18 protein-coding genes are annotated in these 17,600 nt (G+C 31.4%); all 18 read left to right on the plus strand.

From position 1 onward, the window contains the following. Window positions 1–187: 187 nt before the first annotated feature. Entirely contained in the window at window positions 188–1,303 is a 1,116-nt protein-coding gene (locus AC2H4K_RS13955) for a hypothetical protein (protein ID WP_281139938.1), read from the plus strand. Window positions 1,304–1,594: 291 nt separating this feature from the next. Then, window positions 1,595–2,041, plus strand: coding sequence for a GbsR/MarR family transcriptional regulator (locus tag AC2H4K_RS13960; protein ID WP_281139937.1), 447 nt, complete (start codon window positions 1,595–1,597; stop codon window positions 2,039–2,041). A 56-nt stretch (window positions 2,042–2,097) separates the two neighbouring features. After that, window positions 2,098–3,414, plus strand: coding sequence for a TolC family protein (locus AC2H4K_RS13965; RefSeq protein ID WP_281139936.1), 1,317 nt, complete (start codon window positions 2,098–2,100; stop codon window positions 3,412–3,414). A gap of 19 nt (window positions 3,415–3,433) precedes the next feature. Continuing rightward, a complete protein-coding gene (locus AC2H4K_RS13970; RefSeq protein WP_281139935.1) occupies window positions 3,434–4,501 on the plus strand; it encodes an HlyD family secretion protein in 1,068 nt (355 codons plus the stop codon). A gap of 4 nt (window positions 4,502–4,505) precedes the next feature. Further along, window positions 4,506–6,116, plus strand: coding sequence for an MFS transporter (locus AC2H4K_RS13975; protein WP_281139934.1), 1,611 nt, complete (start codon window positions 4,506–4,508; stop codon window positions 6,114–6,116). Window positions 6,117–6,148: 32 nt separating this feature from the next. Then, entirely contained in the window at window positions 6,149–6,907 is a 759-nt protein-coding gene (locus tag AC2H4K_RS13980) for an SDR family NAD(P)-dependent oxidoreductase (protein ID WP_281139933.1), read from the plus strand. Window positions 6,908–6,930: 23 nt separating this feature from the next. Continuing rightward, complete coding sequence (locus AC2H4K_RS13985; protein ID WP_281139932.1) at window positions 6,931–7,404, plus strand: glutathione peroxidase; 474 nt, start codon at window positions 6,931–6,933, stop codon at window positions 7,402–7,404. Window positions 7,405–7,481: 77 nt separating this feature from the next. Next, complete coding sequence (locus tag AC2H4K_RS13990; RefSeq protein WP_281139931.1) at window positions 7,482–8,252, plus strand: patatin-like phospholipase family protein; 771 nt, start codon at window positions 7,482–7,484, stop codon at window positions 8,250–8,252. 37 nt (window positions 8,253–8,289) lie between these two features. Further along, on the plus strand, window positions 8,290–8,817 hold the full coding sequence (locus AC2H4K_RS13995; RefSeq protein ID WP_493742513.1) for a DUF4833 domain-containing protein: 528 nt from the start codon (window positions 8,290–8,292) through the stop codon (window positions 8,815–8,817). Window positions 8,818–8,935: 118 nt separating this feature from the next. After that, window positions 8,936–9,784 (plus strand): RteC domain-containing protein, encoded by an 849-nt coding sequence (locus AC2H4K_RS14000; protein WP_431134895.1) that lies wholly within the window; start codon window positions 8,936–8,938, stop codon window positions 9,782–9,784. 144 nt (window positions 9,785–9,928) lie between these two features. After that, on the plus strand, window positions 9,929–10,207 hold the full coding sequence (locus AC2H4K_RS14005; protein ID WP_493742514.1) for a helix-turn-helix domain-containing protein: 279 nt from the start codon (window positions 9,929–9,931) through the stop codon (window positions 10,205–10,207). Between the two features lie 101 nt (window positions 10,208–10,308). Further along, a complete protein-coding gene (locus tag AC2H4K_RS14010) occupies window positions 10,309–10,845 on the plus strand; it encodes a hypothetical protein (RefSeq protein ID WP_493742515.1) in 537 nt (178 codons plus the stop codon). Window positions 10,846–10,924: 79 nt separating this feature from the next. Then, window positions 10,925–11,584, plus strand: coding sequence for a P-loop NTPase family protein (locus AC2H4K_RS14015; protein WP_493742516.1), 660 nt, complete (start codon window positions 10,925–10,927; stop codon window positions 11,582–11,584). Window positions 11,585–11,816: 232 nt separating this feature from the next. Continuing rightward, on the plus strand, window positions 11,817–12,059 hold the full coding sequence (locus AC2H4K_RS14020; RefSeq protein WP_493742517.1) for a helix-turn-helix transcriptional regulator: 243 nt from the start codon (window positions 11,817–11,819) through the stop codon (window positions 12,057–12,059). Next, complete coding sequence (locus tag AC2H4K_RS14025) at window positions 12,031–12,345, plus strand: HipA N-terminal domain-containing protein (protein WP_493742518.1); 315 nt, start codon at window positions 12,031–12,033, stop codon at window positions 12,343–12,345. The genes AC2H4K_RS14020 and AC2H4K_RS14025 overlap by 29 nt, the downstream gene beginning before the upstream one ends. Beyond that, a complete protein-coding gene (locus tag AC2H4K_RS14030) occupies window positions 12,342–13,289 on the plus strand; it encodes a HipA domain-containing protein (RefSeq protein ID WP_493742519.1) in 948 nt (315 codons plus the stop codon). The genes AC2H4K_RS14025 and AC2H4K_RS14030 overlap by 4 nt, the downstream gene beginning before the upstream one ends. Window positions 13,290–13,314: 25 nt before the next feature. Then, the gene (locus AC2H4K_RS14035; RefSeq protein ID WP_493742520.1) at window positions 13,315–16,587 is read left to right on the plus strand and encodes an Eco57I restriction-modification methylase domain-containing protein; all 3,273 of its coding nucleotides are present in this window, start codon (window positions 13,315–13,317) and stop codon (window positions 16,585–16,587) included. A 1-nt stretch (window position 16,588) separates the two neighbouring features. Then, entirely contained in the window at window positions 16,589–17,332 is a 744-nt protein-coding gene (locus AC2H4K_RS14040; protein WP_493742521.1) for a hypothetical protein, read from the plus strand. The last annotated feature ends 268 nt before the right edge of the window (window positions 17,333–17,600 follow it).

Genomic DNA, 17,600 nt, shown 5'->3' on the forward strand with positions numbered 1-17,600 from the left:
AAAACATAAAACGAGAAATGATTGACATTAATAACGATATTAAAAAATAGAGATTAATCATTATCATAAAAATATACCAATCTCTAATATAAACCTTAAAAATAAATACATGAAAACTTAACTAAAATTTTATATTAAAAATCGTTCATTAACTAACTTTATATAAGTTAACTAAACACACAAACCTATGAAAACAAAAACGCTACACCTTTGGTCTACACTACTCTTAATTTTAACATTAAATTCTTGTGGTGACGATGATAATAACGACAATAACAATAATTCTGGTGGAGACACCGAAATTGTTGGAGAAGCTGGCATTATGCAAAACATAAATACAACCAATTTGAGTACTTATGCTTTCCCTTGGTATTTTCAAGATGATGTTAACGATACAGGATGTGGATATGCCGAATTAACCGATGGCATACTAAAAAGATGGGATAAAGATCATGATGGATTAATACCTGTAAAATTTGACAATGTACCTTTTGAGGTTGAAGCCTTAGATGCTATTGAAGATAAATTGGGTTTTATCCTATTTGACAGAACAAGCATAGCCTTTACACCTAACGACCAAATTTCCAGAGGAATAATTTTTAGCGAAGGTACAGCTTCAGGACCAAATCCAGCAACAGATTGTGGTCATGTATCAGAAGGTGTTGGTACATTTAGTTATCCTTATTACGGAGAAAACACAGAATCCTCTTCTGAAAATATTTATTTAGAATATGACAATGATGGAAATATTATTGGTTATGATTATCCGTTTATAGAATCTGCTTACGATGAGGAAGGCAATACAGTAGGTAAAGTATTAGACGGTACACCTTATATTTTTGATGACAATAACCTGGTAATTGGTCTTGTAGCCCAAGAAGATGAGTTAATCTATGATATTATTGGTAATGCCATTTGTACCACACTTTACAATAGCAGTTTGTATGATGCTAATGGAATAGTTATTGGTGCTTATGTTTATATTGTGGGAAACCAAGAAGACATGGATGATGGTGCTTATGTAATTAAATACCGTGTAGTTGAAGATCCTTTCTATGAAACTACTGGTCGCATTAATACCGTTCTTTACGTGCACATTGGCTCATCAGAATGCCAAAATGAAATCACGCTAAATTTAGTGATACATGAGGTTGGGCATGCATTAGGTTTGGGACCTCATTTTGAAGGGTTTGGTTATGGTCCAGCCGTAGATGGCAATTTTTGGAACGTACTTTATACCCTTTACCACAATCCAGTAGCTAGTGATGAAGATAGTATTGAAATTATGCAAATAGAGTTTTAAAAGTTAAGCATTGCTTTTTGATACATACATACTTCTTGAATTTTACAATTATTAATTGAAGCAATACCAAATGCCTTATTTTGGGTAGGTTAAATAATCACTTGTAATTAAAATGAAGATTTTCACCCTAGTATGCTTTAATGTCATATAGAGGTAAAAGTAGTAGTGCTTTTACTTATTTTTTAATATGACCAGATATGTCAATCTTTTAATGATATTTCAAAATTATTTTAGTTCTCTATTTACAGAACTAAAAAAACTTTATATATTTGCACTTTAATAATATACAATATGGATAATTTAAAACAACGTGTTGAAGATATTGGAGTTGTTTATGAGCAATTCGGAAAAACACCCATGGCAAGCAGAGTATTTAGTTTTTTGTTATTGGCCGAACCTTCTTATAAAACATTTGATGAAATTAGAGAATTTTTAAACGCAAGTAAAAGTGCTGTTAGCAATGCAATAAACAGTCATATACAAGATGGTACAATTAACTATAAAACATTTAGTGGTGATAGAAAAAGATACTTCTATCTAGATTTAGAGAATTGGAGAAAAAGAGTTGAGGAATATGCTAAAAAACTTTATGATTTTAACAATGTAATGGAAGATGTTTTAAAACATCGAAGCAATAGCGACGTAGAATTTAACAACAAGCTAAAAGAGGTCATTGATTTTCAGAACTTTTTAAATCAAAAAATAGATGAAGCAATTATAAAGTGGAAAGAAAACTAAAAAAAAATTATCCAATAAGTTCTTTTTGTTAAGAACTAAAATAACTAAAAATATCTATGCATTATATAAAACAAACAGTAAGCCTATTACTAATATTTGTTTATGGCTTTGGCTTTTCACAAGAAGCTGTTCCTAAACAATATACGATAGACCAAATTGTACAATTGGCTTTGGAAAACAATCAAAAGCTAAAAGTGTCAAAAAAATCGGTGGAAATTGCCAAACAACAGACCGACGTTTATAAACAACTTCAACTGCCCAATATTTCTTTAGGGGCAAGTGCTATGTATTTGGGCGATATAAACATTTTAGATACCGATTTCTCAAAATTAATGACTGTTGATATGCCCCATTTTGGCAATAACTTTTCATTGCAGACACAACAATTGATTTACAAGGGCAAAACCATAAACAATACTATTAAGGTTGGTACCCTACAGGAGCAGTTGGCAAGTTTAAATGTGGAAAACGATGAATTGTCAATTAAGTTTTTGGTGATTTCCAATTATTTAAACTTGTACAAATTATACAATCAAAAACAAGTTTTTTTAGATAATATAGAATTGGCGAAAAAACGTATCGATAATGTTACAAGTTTTTATAACCAAGGAATGGTTACGCGTAATGAAGTCATTCGTGGTGATTTGCTTTTGGCGTCATTAAACCAAGCCGTTGTTACCATTAATAATAATATAGACATTTTAAACAATCAACTTACTGTAGCTTTAGGATTGCCAGAAAACGAGCAAATTATCCCTGTGGATGACACCTTGCAATTAGATACCACATTACAGGATTATGGTGTTTATAAAGAGGAAGCAACAACAAACCATCCCTTAATAAAATCCATAGATATACAGAAAGACCTTGCAGAAACTAGCTTGGACATCACCAAAGCTGAAAAATTGCCAACATTGGCTGGTTTTGCAGGTTACAATATGCAACGCCCATTAACAAATTCTTTTCCTATTAACGATGTCTATTTCAACAACTGGCAAGTAGGTGTCTCTTTAACATACAACATAGAATCATTGTATAAAAACAAAAGCAAACAGTCTTTGGACAAGCTAAAAGTGGAACAAGTAGAAGAAGCTAAAACCTTAACGCAGCAAAACCTACAGGTGGCTACCAAAGCAGCGTACTTAAAATACAACGAAGCCATTTCGCAAAGAGAAACTTACCTTGAGAGCAAACATTTAGCTGAAGAAAATTATCGAATTACCGAGAAAAAATATTTTAACCAGTTGGCGCTCATAACCGAAATGTTGGATGCCAGCAACTCAAAGTTAGATGCGGAGCTGCAATATGTTAATTCAGAAATAAATATCCTTTACGCCTACTATAATATATTAAAAACCGTAGGACAACTATAACCATTATAAAACGATTAAAATGTCAGATAACAATACACAGATAGAAAAAAAAGCGGGCAAGAACAAAAAGCTGGCTTTAGTAACCAATATACTTGTTTTTATAGCGGCACTTGTTGCCTTACTTTTTGTTGTTAAGCACTACTTTCATATAGGGGATAAAAATTTTACCAATGATGCCCAGGTAGAAGCTTATATCAATCCCATAAACACAAGGGTTTCAGCCTACATAAAAGAAATTAGGTTTGAAGAAAACCAAAAAGTAAAAAAAGGCGATACCTTGGTTATTTTGGATGATAGTGAAATAAAAGCTAAATTATTGCAGGCAGAAGCTGCATATCTCAATGCCTTGGCAGGAGATAAAACAACCAAATCTTCCGTAAACACTATTGCCAACAACACCTCTATTATCGAAGCTAATATGGCTGGGGCAAAATCCAATTATGAAAATGCGGCTAAAGACTTGGAGCGTTTTAAAAACTTGTTAAAAGAAGAGGCGGTTACCCAACAACAATATGATGGTATAAAAACCAAGTACGATGCTGCCAAAGCACAATACGATGCCTTGTTAGGACAGCGAAAATCTGTTAATTACTCGCTTCGTGAAATGGGCGGTAGGATAGAAATGAGTCAAGCTGGTATAAAACAGGCAGAAGCTGCATTAGAATTGGCAAAACTGAATTTATCTTACACTATAATTACTGCACCTTACGATGGTTTTATGGGAAGACGCAAGGTAAACGAAGGACAATTACTAAATCCAAGTCAGCAAGTAGCCAGTATTGTAACAGACGATAAAAAATGGGTCATAGCCAACTATCGCGAAACACAAATGGAAGACATTGCGGTGGGTAAAGAATTGACTATCGAAGTAGATGCATTGGGAGGAAAGGAATTTAAAGGTGTTGTTACTTCAATTTCAGCAGCAACAGGATCAAAACTATCAACCATTCCAGTAGATAATTCAACCGGGAATTTTGTTAAGGTACAGCAGCGTATTCCTGTTCGCATTGATTTTTCAGAAGAAAATAATGCAGAAGATTTAAAACTATTACGTGTAGGAATGAATGTAAATGTTACCGTAGATTAATTATATGTACAACCAAGGACTTTTTAAAGATTGGGTGCCAAAACCCGTAATGTTATTGCTTATCCTGGCATATCTATTCCCTATTTTAATAGTTGGCGGAATCTATACTGCCAATTTTAGTGAAATGATGAGCGATTTGGCAATCTATTCCGAGTACTTATCTTTTGCCAACTACGCCTCTTTTATAGGTATGGGTACTGCCTTGCCCCTTTTATTACGTTTTAAAATGCGTTTTAGAAGCAAGGAGTTAATGATTACCAGTTTATCAATCATTGCGTTGTGTTCTGTGGTTATTGCAACTACGGATAGCCCGTATGTTATTATATTTTCAAACTTCGTAATTGGTTTTTTTAAGATTATTGCCATTATTGAATTTGTGCTACCGCTGCTGTTTATTTTGAGTCCAGATGGAGACCGTACAAAATTCTACACCATTTTTTATCCTTTGAGCATTACTACCGCTCAATTAAGTTCTTATCTATTTGCAAAAATCGCCTATAATTTAGAATGGGAGTCGGTATATCTAGTAATGGCCATTATTATGTTGGTTTTGGTGTTAATATCGGTCATTTTTATGCACGATTTGCGCTTTTCGAGAAAGTTGCCATTATATCAAATCGACTTGTTAAGTATGCTTTTGTTTGTGGTTTCTTTCTTTTTATTAACCTATGTGTTCGTTTTTGCAAAGCAACAAGATTGGTTTGCTTCACCATACATACAAGGAGCTACCATTGGGTTTATTGTCACCTTCGCTGTTTTTCTATGGACGCAAAAAGGTGTGAAACGACCATTTATGCCACTAACCATATTTAAAAAGAAAAACTTTATTCAAGGACTTATATTGATGATGGGTTTAGGAATGTTTTTGGCCTCGGCAACTATTCAAAATACCTTTACCGTTGGAATTTTAAGGTATAATTCACTTACAAATAACTTATTGAATTATGCGATGGTTCCCGGTATAATTTTAGGTGCTATCTATGCTCGCAAATGGTATGCAAAACGATTACCTACCAAATTTTTGATTATTTCTGGTATGCTGTTCTATACCTCACATTTTATAATGATGTACTTTTTAATCAGTCCAGAAGTAGATATCTATTATTTAATGGTTCCTTCTATCTTAAGAGGAATGGGTATGGTGATTCTCTTTATAAGCATTTGGTTTTACACATTGGATGGTTTTGATATGGCGGAAACATTGGCGGTGGCATCTTTGGCAATTGTAGTGCGTTCTATGGTAAGTGTAGCCTTTGCTGGAGCCATTTACTCTTGGCTCTTTTATAAGTTACAAGTACAAGGTTTGGTTAACATTGCAGACAAATTGGATGCAGTAAGTCTATCGCCTTATAGAGGTGGAGGATTGGCGGTATATGGGCGTTCTAGAATACAAGCTGTGTTAACGGCATCCAAAACATTATATGGCTACTCTATAATTGCGAGTATTATGCTAATGATTTACACTTTGGCATTGCGGTTTGAAAAAACACATTACCGCAGATTGATTTTAGTTCGTAAACTACTGAAAGGAGAATCTGTAAAAGGATATAACGCAAGAGTAAAAGAAAATACCGTTGAATCCATCTCTTCAGGAACAGGTGCAGTAGCAGTATAAATAACAGATATTAACAATTAAATATAATACAAATGAACAGATTGGAAAACAAAGTCGCTCTTATTACAGGAGCTGCAAGAGGAATGGGAGAAGCCCATGCCAGAGAATTTATCAAGCAAGGAGCTAAAGTTATCCTGGCAGATATTAGAGAAGAAATGGGACAAGCTTTAGCCGAAGAACTAGGCGAAAATGCCCTTTTTGTTAAATTGGATATTACCAAAGTAGAAGATTGGGAAAATGCTGTAAAATTAGGTGAAAATAAATTTGGAAATATCAATGTATTGGTTAATAATGCAGGGATTTTAGGTCCAGTAGCAGGAGTAATGGAAATAAAATATGAAGACTACCTTAAAGTCATTGATATTAACCAACACAGCATTCTGTTGGGGATGCAAGCTGTCATCCCTTCAATGTTGAAAGCTGGAGTAGGCTCAATAATCAATGTATCATCTATAGCAGGAATTGTTGCCTGTTTTGGATTCCCAAATATTGCCTATATGGCCAGTAAATTTGCTATTAGAGGTATGACCAAAGCTGTTGCATTTGAGTATGGACCAAAAAACATCCGAGTAAACTCAATGCATCCTGGATTTGTTCTTACACCAATGATGATAGAAGCTACAGATGAAGATGCGTCTAAAGAAGGAAGAAGTGCTTTGGATGAAATACCGTTGGGCAGAATTTCTGAAACTAAAGAATTAACAGGTATTGTAGTCTTTTTGGCATCAGATGAAGCCTCATTTATTACAGGGCAAGAACATATTGTTGATGGTGGAATGACCATACATTAAAATAGTAAATAAGCTGTATTACTATGACCTTTTATGATTTAGAAGCAAAACTATTGCAAGGAGAATCTATTTCTATGAAACAGTATCAAGGAAAAACGATTGTTGTTGTAAATACAGCCAGTAAATGTGGTCTTACACCACAATATGAAGGTTTAGAAGCACTTTATACGAAGTACAAAGATCAAGGACTTGTAATTCTCGGTTTTCCTTGTAATCAATTTGGAAAACAAGAACCAGGACAAGCAGATGATATTAAAGAGTTTTGTGAAATAAATTATGGTGTAAGTTTTCCAATGTTTGCAAAAATAGATGTTAATGGTGATACAACACATCCTATATTTAAATTCCTTAAATCCAAATTAGGTGGTTTTTTAGGTAAAAAAATCAAATGGAATTTTACAAAATTTGTAATTGATAAGAATGGTAAACCAGTAAAACGGTTTGCACCAATTTCAAAACCTGAAAGTATGGAAACGTATATAAAATCTATTTTGTAACATTAAAAAATAAAGTCATAATCTTACAATTTAGTAAATTTAGTGCTTGAAAAAAATGCCATAAAATAAAATAGGAAATGAGCAAAAAATCTATTGGATTAGCACTTTCTGGAGGAGGCATTCGAGGAATGGCACATCTTGGTGTACTTCAATACTTATATGAAATAGGAATACAACCAACAGTAATTTCGGGCACAAGTGCTGGCTCACTAGCAGGTGTGTTTTTAGCTGCAGGATTTGAACCTAAAGAAATTTTAGAAATTGGAAAAAAAGAAAAGTTTTTTAGCCGTTCCAGTTTAAAATTAAAATCAGGTGGATTATTTAGCACATATGTTTTTGAACGTATTTTAAATAAATACATTCCACATGACGATTTCGATCAATTAAATATTCCTACTTATGTTACTGCAACTAATTTAGTTAATGCAGAATTGGTTGTTTTTGATAAAGGTTCTATTGCTACAGCTGTAAAGGCTTCTTGTGCAGTACCTTTAGTTTTTGAACCAGTACATCTTAAAGATGCCTATTTATGTGATGGTGGACTATTAAATAATTTCCCTACAAATTTAATCAAAGATAAATGTGACAAAGTTATTGGTATAAATGTATCCAATATTCCAAAATCATCTATTGTAAAATGGAGTTATAAAACTATTATTGAGCGTATTGTAAAAGTTTCAATTAATTATAATGTTGAAGACAAAAAACAACTTTGTGATTTGTATATAGAGCCACCAAAAATTGAAACATATGGAACATTTGATTTTTCAAAAATCGATGAAATTTACAAGGCTGGATATGACTATGCTAAAGAAAGAAATGATGAGCTTTTAAGTTTTCTTAACTAATTTAATAGCTTCATAAAATTAAACACAAGTATTATTTATGAATCCCATTTATTCTTTTTTCTTTAGCATAGTTATTTGTACTACAGTATTTGCTCAAAAAAAGTATCCTGTGCCAGAAAAAACATCAACAAGATTATTTTATATTCAGCATAGTAAAAACCACAACACTTATGTATATGATGTAAAAATGGAAGGTGACTCTATTAATTTGGAGAGCTCTATTGATGAATATCGCATTGTCTATACAGAAGGAGGTGTTAAAAAACCATTAAGTAAAGTGCAAAAAGATTTTGCATACGGAATGAACACAAAAATAATTGCACCGAACCTTATAGAAATGCATTTGGCAGCATCATCAAAATTAAAATTTTATCTAATTCATTATCCTAACCAAAAATCTAAAGTTTATGTAACCATAAATAATCGTAAATTATACTTGGAAAACATTTTTGTTGAACTTGAAGATAGTTCTACTTCCATAAAAACAAAAGCAAAATATGTTCTGTTTTCAGGAAAAGATTTTACTTCTAATGAAAATGCAATAGAGAAATTGATAGTTGAATAACATTTCTGCAATCTTTGATAAATAATTTAAAAATACCCTTGAATTTATTGTTTCACATGAGTTGGTAGCAGTAAAAGAGGGTAGAAACATTAAATAAGTTTAATGAAAATAAAACTATTTGAGTTCAAAAATAAACAGCCTACTAACTAATCTTAACGATCAATTAAGCTTTATAAATTTAGAAATAGACAATGAATCCACACGTTGTGAACGTGCAATTGAAGTCATTTTAAAAACCATCAAAGCATTAAAGATTGTAGTACAAAAAACAAAGTTCAAGACAGATGCTGAAGAAATTAAGTTCTTTAAAGAAATAAAGCCACAATTTACCTCTAAACTCATTTACTATAACACGATTTTTAAAATCGAAATGAAGAAACCAAATGGAGGTAATAGAATAGTAAAAAAATATTACAATAATGAATTAGTTAAGCTAAAAGCATTTTTTGATAATGAGCTAGAGTTTTATAGATATTACCGTTCAAGAAGCACCTATTTAGACCATAAATATTTCCTGCGTAGTAGGTTTGATATTAAGATGTCTTTAGATAGTTACTATTTCGAAGCAGATACAAGTTTCTCAACATCGCACGATTATAAAGTGGCCAAAATATTGGCAAACGATTTAATTCAATTGTATTTAGAAAATAATTTAGTATTAATTGGTAGTAAAGACAATGGCGAAAAATCACAACGCAAACCGAACTTGAAAATGATTTGGACAAGCCCAAAAGTAGCCTTAATTGAGCTGGTTTATGCATTACACACAGAAGGTGTCTTTAATAATGGTGCTGCTGATTTAAAAGATATTGCAGAATATTTTGAACATATTTTTGAAATAGATTTAGGGCAATACCGTCGTACATTCCTTGAAATTAGGACTCGGAAAGCCGATAGAGCAAAATTCCTTACCACATTAAATAAAGGATTACTAAAACGAATGGAAGATACCGATGAAGGGATTTAGGTAAAATCGTTCACAACACAATCCCCGTTGTGAATAAAGCTTACCAATTCACTTCATATTTGCCAAACGAAAGTCAAATCACATTAATAGCTGCTGCCGAGAATGAGAGTTCGAGGCGGTAGCTATTTAACTTAAAACTTTACTATGGCAGCAACAATTATTACTACCGAAGACCTACGAGAATTTAAAAAAGAATTACTGGAAGACATCAAAGCAATCATTAACCATCAATCAGGTTTTGCACCTAAAAAATGGTTGAAATCACCAGAAGTAAGAGACCTTTTAAGCATCTCACCAGGAACATTACAAAATCTTCGTATTAATGGTACATTGCCATATACTAAAGTCGGTGGCGTTATCTATTACGATTACGAAGAAATTCTAAAAGTAATGGAAGAAAACCGAATCCATAATAAGTTTTAACACTCGTGTCATACTGAACTTGTTTCAGTATCTCATCAAAATTAATAACAACGTCACTTCGAGTGATTTTGTACCACAAAATTGTATCGAGAAGTTAACATATGCAAGAGGTAAATTATATTAAACATCTCAATGAGGTATTTATCCAATTCTCAAAAGACAACCGTTTAAACCCAACTCACATAAGCCTATACATAGCCTTATTTCAGTTGTGGAATTTAAACCGATTTTTAGAAGAGTTTTTTATAAACCGTGATGAGGTTATGCAACTATCTAAAATAGGCTCTAAATCTACCTATCATAGATGCATCAAGGAATTAAATCATTGGAAATATATCGTGTATTTCCCATCCCACAATCCGTATAGAGGGAGTAAAATTAAGATGCTCAAATTTGGGACAAGTTCTGGACAAGTAGTAGGACACAACTCTACTCAAATCGAGACAAGCAGTGGACAAGCACTGGTACCTATATATAAACATATACAAACTATAGAAAACAAAAACAGTAATAAACAGAAAAATTTTAAAAATTCAGGTTTTAATGATTCTGAAATTGATTTAAAACAAAATAGCAGTGTCCCAAATTCGGACAACCTTAGGACAACTAAAAATAAAAATTATAACGAACCACTTTAAATTTTTTGTCATTCTGAACTTGATTCAGAATCTCATTGTCACTTCGAGCGCAGTCGAGAAGTCTTAATTCAGCATAACAATGAATAATCAACCTCACATAATCATCGAAAAAGGAGTCCAATACAAACTTGGCGAGTTAAAAGACAATTGTATTCAGTATGATTTCAAAAGCATACTCATTTACCTCGATGCTAAAGGAGAGTTGCTATTTGGCAAAAACTTCAAGATTTATGAAGAAGATGAGGTGGTGCTTTATAAACTATGCATTTATTTCATTCGTGATTTTGAAGCCTGTGCAAAACTAAATATAGATCCAAACAAGGGGATTTTATTATCGGGTCCTGTTGGTTGTGGTAAAACCAGTTTAATGAAATTATTAAGGAACATCGTACCACACCAAAAATCTTACGAATTAATCCCAGCAAGAAACATCACGTTTGCTTTCAATAATATTGGTTACAAAACCATTCAAGAATACGGCAACAGTAATTTTTATTGTTTTGACGATTTAGGAGTAGAAACCATCGGAAGACATTTTGGAAAGGACTGTAATGTTGTGGGAGAAATTCTCTTATCACGTTATGATTTATTTCTTCAGCGAAAAATCAGAACTCACGCAACTACAAATCTCAATGCACAGGAATTAGAAGAAAGATATGGCAATCGTGTACGTTCCAGAATGCGACAGCTCTTCAATTTGATAGCTTTTGATAAAGAAAGTGTAGACAAGAGAAAATAATGCACAACACCGACACAACACCACTTCAAATCTGCCAAATCTATACGAAAACACCAAATTAAACTTTGGCAAATTTCACATTTTTTGCCAAAGTTTAATGCTATTGTATTTATGTTTAATATAAATACTTTATACCCAAAAGGGTGTAAAATTATATGTTTAATATAAATTATACCCAAAAAGGTATAATGTTAATATAAATTCATTATATTGTACCCATAAAGGTATAACTATGCAAGAGTGGAATAGGCATAATGCAATAGCAAATTTTGTACGTAACAGGCGTAAAAAATCTAGCCTCACCCAAATAGAATTAGCAGATATGGCAGGTGTAGGAGTTCGTTTTGTACGCGAGTTAGAACAAGGAAAACCCAATTTAATGACAGATAAGATTAATCAAATATTACTGTTTTTTGGACATACATTAACGCCAACACCTATAAGTGATGAGACAAGGAGAAATTTGGGTGAATAATCAACTGGCAGGAGTATTGACTGAAGATGATAACGGTTATCACTTTAATTACCAACAAGAGTATTTAGAACAAGAAAAAGCGTCACCCGTGTCGTTGACCTTGCCATTACAAAAAGATCCATTTCATTCAGAAAATTTATTCCCGTTTTTTGACGGTCTAATACCAGAAGGGTGGTTGCTGGATATAGCACACAAGAACTGGAAAATAAACCCACGGGATCGTATGGGGCTGTTACTAACAACCTGTCGGGATTGTATAGGTAATATAAGTGTAAGAAGTACATGAACTATTGTTTAGCCTGTAATAAAGAGTTAGAAGGTGATTTAAAGTACCATGAAAGTTGCTTAAAGTCATTTTGGCAAGAAGATACACCTGTTCTGGAGTTAAACTATGAGCTTTCCAGAATAGAAGAATTGGCCAAAGAAAATGTAACACAACGTGTTATAGTTACAGGAGTGCAACCAAAACTATCATTAGGGTTTACTGGAGAGGAAGAGAAAAATAGATTAACCATTGTAGGAGCATTAAATGGTAGATACATTCTAAAACCACCTTTTCAATTATATCCGCAAATGCCAGAGATAGAAGCGTTATCAATGCTGCTAACGCAGGCATGTGGTATTGATACAGTACCTTTTTTATTAATTCCAATGAAAAGTGGAGAGTTAGCATATATAACAAGGCGCATAGACCGTACAGCTAAAGATGAAAAATACCCAATGGAAGATGCGTGTCAATTTACCGAGCGCTTAACAGAGCATAAATACCGTGGCTCGTATGAGCAGATAGCAAAGGGGATAATAACCTATGCACAAAATCCACTATTGGAAGTAGTAAAGTTTTACCAGCAAGTAATCGTGTCCTTTCTTATCGGGAATAACGATATGCATTTAAAAAACTTTTCGTTAATAGCATTTAAAGACAACCAGTACCAATTAGCCCCAGCTTATGATATGGTGGCAGTAAAATTAGTAATTCCTGAAGACCCGGAAGAATTGGCTTTAAATCTTAACGGTAAAAAAAGAAAGCTAAAGCGAAACGATTTTAATGAGGCTATGGCAAAAGCACATATCCCGGAAAAAGCAATAGAAAATCTTTGGAACAGGGTTGAAAAAGGTATGCAAAATTGGCCTCAATTAATAAATGATAGCTTTTTAAGTGATGAGTTAAAAGAAACAATTTTAGAGCTTATCAATACAAGAGCAAAACAAATTGATTTTAAATTTTAAGAATGAAATTAATCACTAATATTTTATGACATCTATATTACATAGATTATTTAATGAACTAGGATATAATAAAGAAAATGGACTTTTCATTTTGGAAGAAGATGAAGATAAAATTTTAAATGTATTTCCAAGTAGAGTTAGTAGGATAATTACAGAAGTTATAAAACCTTACGCTATTTTTTGTGCTGATATTCATTATGAAAGTAAAGAGCATATAAAACCATTTAATAATCCATTAATCTTATTTTATGATAACCCTACAGAATCAGAATATAGTTTAATTCCAAAACACTCATTTAATTTAAGTAGGTCGCCTTTAGTTATAATAAATAAAGAAAGTAATATTGAAATCTATAATGGTTTTGATTTTTCAGATAGTTCAAACCAGTGGCTAGAGTCGATAAATGTTAACAGAAACCTTCTGTTCATTGAGAATCTACGAAATGGTGAAGGCTGGAGGAAGATTTATAATGAATATTTCACTAAAAGTAAAACTGTTGATAGATTTCTGTTAAGTAATATTACTGATGCTAGAAGAATATTAATAGCAAAAGAAATTAATTTTCCTGAAGGTAATTTAACACCTGAAGTTGCTAACCGGTTAATCGGTAGGCTTATTTTTATTAGATATTTAATTGACAGAAATGTAGTTTTTAATGATCAAAATATTTTAATTGGGTCTACAAAAAAAGAAAGGCAAGAGGCACTCAATCAAATCTTGCTAAATCATAAACAGACTTATGATTTTTTTGAATACATAAGTAATAAATTTGGGGGAGATTTATTTCCACTTGAGTTTGAAAATCAAGGGTTACCTTTTTTTGAAAGAGATTATGTTAGGCAAGAAAATTTAAATATTCTTTATCATTTATTGACCTGTTCTAAAATGTTTATGGGTGATAAAGTTAAGGGCTACAGTGTTCAGCCATCAATGTTTAATGTTTACGATTTTGAAATTATACCAGTTGAATTAATTAGTAATATTTATGAGAGCTTTTTAGGGAATACTGCATTTTCTAATGGTAAAATGATCACTGAACTTTCTAAACAAAAAGAAGTTAAAGCGTATTATACACCGCCATTTTTAGTAGATTATGTATTAAGCCAAACCATTCAACCTTTTTTAGAAGAACAGCAAAGAAGCAGTTGTAAAGTTTTAGATCCATCATGTGGTTCAGGTATTTTTTTGGTAGAGTCTTTAAGAAGAGTTATTGATAAAGAAATTCTCGTCAGTAGTAAAGAAAATAATTACAAGAAAACGATCTCTAATGAAAAACTATGGAGCTTATTAGAAGACAATATTTACGGTATAGATATCGATAAAAATGCTATTGAGATAACTATTTTTTCTCTTTACATAACATTGCTAGATTACAAAACACATCCAAAAGAAATTGAAAACTTTGAATTTAGGCCATTAAAGAATAGAAACCTATTTGGAGGACACAAAGCAGATTTCTTTAATGAAAACAATGCTTTCAATACATTATTTAAGAAACAAGTTAAATTAGATTTCATTGTTGGTAATCCGCCTTGGGGTATTGTAAAAACATCAAGGTATGTAGACTATATTTCAGAAAGAAGTAGGAAAGAATTATCAAGAAACTTAAAAGAGGGCATATCATTATCTATAGGTAACAAGGAAATATCTCAAGCCTTTATAGTAAGGGTAAGTGATTTAATTCAGAAAGGTTCTAAAACAAAAATTTGTTTTATCGTAACAGGTAAGAACTTATACAATTCCGATGAAAGTGCTTTAAAATGGAGAAAGTACTTCCTTTCAAAATTTAATGTGCACCAGTGTTTCGATTTATTTGGTGTAAATAATAAAGTAGCTGGAGGTAAACAGATATTTGACAATGCCAATCAACCACCTGCTATACTATTGTATAGCATGAAGGACAATATAATTGCTAATAATAAAATAAAACATATTGTAGCCAGAGCTAACAAGTATTATCATTATTTCAAAACTATAGTTATTGAAAAAAATGATGTTAAGCTAATAGATCAAAGCTTATTTATTAAAGATGATAAGTTATGGAAGATAATGCTATATGGTAACACTTTAGATTATTTGTTCATCAAAAAATTAAGAGATGACGGCTTAACTATATCTGAAATAATTAGCAAATTCAATTTAACTATAAAAGGAGGTTTTAAATCCAAAGATTCTGGTGTACCGATTAACAAGAGAAAATCAACAGAACAATATTGGAGTTATGATTATATAGAAGTAGAAAAAAGCAAAGATTTAAGACAGTTTCAAGTAATCTCAAATAAAACTTTCAAACAAAAATTAGATGAGCTCTATCTTAAAGGAGATATACAGGAAGATCTAAAAGTACCTCAAATAACAGAAAGTTCAGCATTTAAAGGAAAAAAACTATTAATAAAAAAAGGTCTCGACAAGTATTTGAATCATAGAGCAGTAAGTGCTTTTTATGATAGAGATTGTGTTTTTTCATCAACTATAGCTTCAATAGTGCCTGTTAACGGAGAAATGTCAGATGAAGTAGAGAATTCACTTCTTTGTATGTCTGCAATATTTAATTCTAAATTATTTACATATTTCCTTTTAATGACAAGTTCTTCATTTGGTGCAGATAGAAACAGAGTTAATTTTGTTGAATTTTTAGAAATGCCATTTAAAGAAGATATTGAGTTATCACATCTGACAAGGGAATTACATGATTTAAAAAAGGATGATTTTTTCAATGAAAATAGAGAAAAGATTTATTCAATCGAAGATCAAATTGAATATAAAATATATGAATTATTCAATGTAAATTCTATTGAGAAAGAATTGATAAATTATGCTTTAAATATCAGTATACCTGTTATGAAGAGAGCTGATAGATTAAATAGTGATCATCTTTCAATTTTTAAAAAAATAACAGAAAAAAATCTAGAGTCTATAGAAAAATATTGTCAAATATTTATCAATCATTTTAGTTCTAGATTTAATAAAACGAATAAGTACTTTATTGTAGATGTATATATCAATAAAAACTTTATTGCCGTTCATTTTGTTGTTTCAAGTAAAGTGAGAAAGGAAATAATAAAATACTTTTTTAATTCTAGTTTAGAAGATTCAATAAATAAAATAGGCGGATTAGGCATGAATAAAGTCAGTACTTGCTTGTTTGCTCAACAAGATATTAGAGGATTTAATAAAAGTTCATTTTATGTAATAAAGCCTAATATATTGAAAAATTGGCACAGTGCTATTGCTCATTTAGATTTATCAGAATTTATTGAGGCTATAGCAAAATCAGAAATAAAAAAAACTAATTAAGATGAACGCAGACAGTTTTATTTATTCTGAAGAACCGTATTATCAGACAAAACTATTTAATCTAGTAGGGTATTCTTATTCTGAATTAAAAAAAGAAAAAAAAATATCCAAATATTCTAGAAAAGAAATTTTAAATAAGCATGTTCAATTTAAAGGAAATAAAGGTGCTAAAACCAAATTAGAACTTGAAGATTATTTAAGAAATGATTTCCTTAAAAATTATATTAACAACAATAAATCAAAATTTAATTTAGATTATTTCCATTTTGAACCTGGTGTTGACGAAATAAAAGATGGTGTAACAATAGGTAGTTTAGATATTAAAGTTTCATTACCAACTAATAAATCGTTGACTGGTGACGAATATTTTGCTATAGAATGCAAAAGAATTAATAAACTAGCAAAAACAAAAAAATATTATATAGATCATGGAGTTAATCGCTTTTTAACTAGACAATATTATCCAGAATCTAATTCTAAAATAGCTTTTATGTTATCATTTATGGAGTGTGAAAAACCATCACATAGAGAGGATTCTAATTCAATAATAATGTCTTTTAATGAGATATTGAATAAAAATTATCAGAAAAGTATTTTGTACTCAATAGGAGATGTAGATTTAGATATCAATATTGATAAAAAATATGAAATAGATATTTATAATTCATATTTCAGAAGAGATGATGGTACCAGTATTCAGATTTATCATATTTTTTTAGATTATTATGACATAATAGATATTTAATCCACACAAACCAAAACCCAGTTTGTTGCAAAAGCAAAAATCCTCTGTCTTTTGGTTTGTTCCGCTCGCCAACGCTAATGTAGTTTTTGGCTGCCATCCCTCACACAGCACATTACTTGTTTTGCTTAAAGTGTTATTTGCAATCATTGGATAAGCAAAAAAGTAAAGAGCTGTTTCCAGCGCTCACGCCAAAAACTACCCAAAGCTATGTTTACATAACGGGTAGTTATAGTAGCATTCATTCACTTTCTGTACTATAACGCCATTA

The sequence above is a fragment of the Winogradskyella sp. 266wxhm genome (assembly GCF_058964685.1).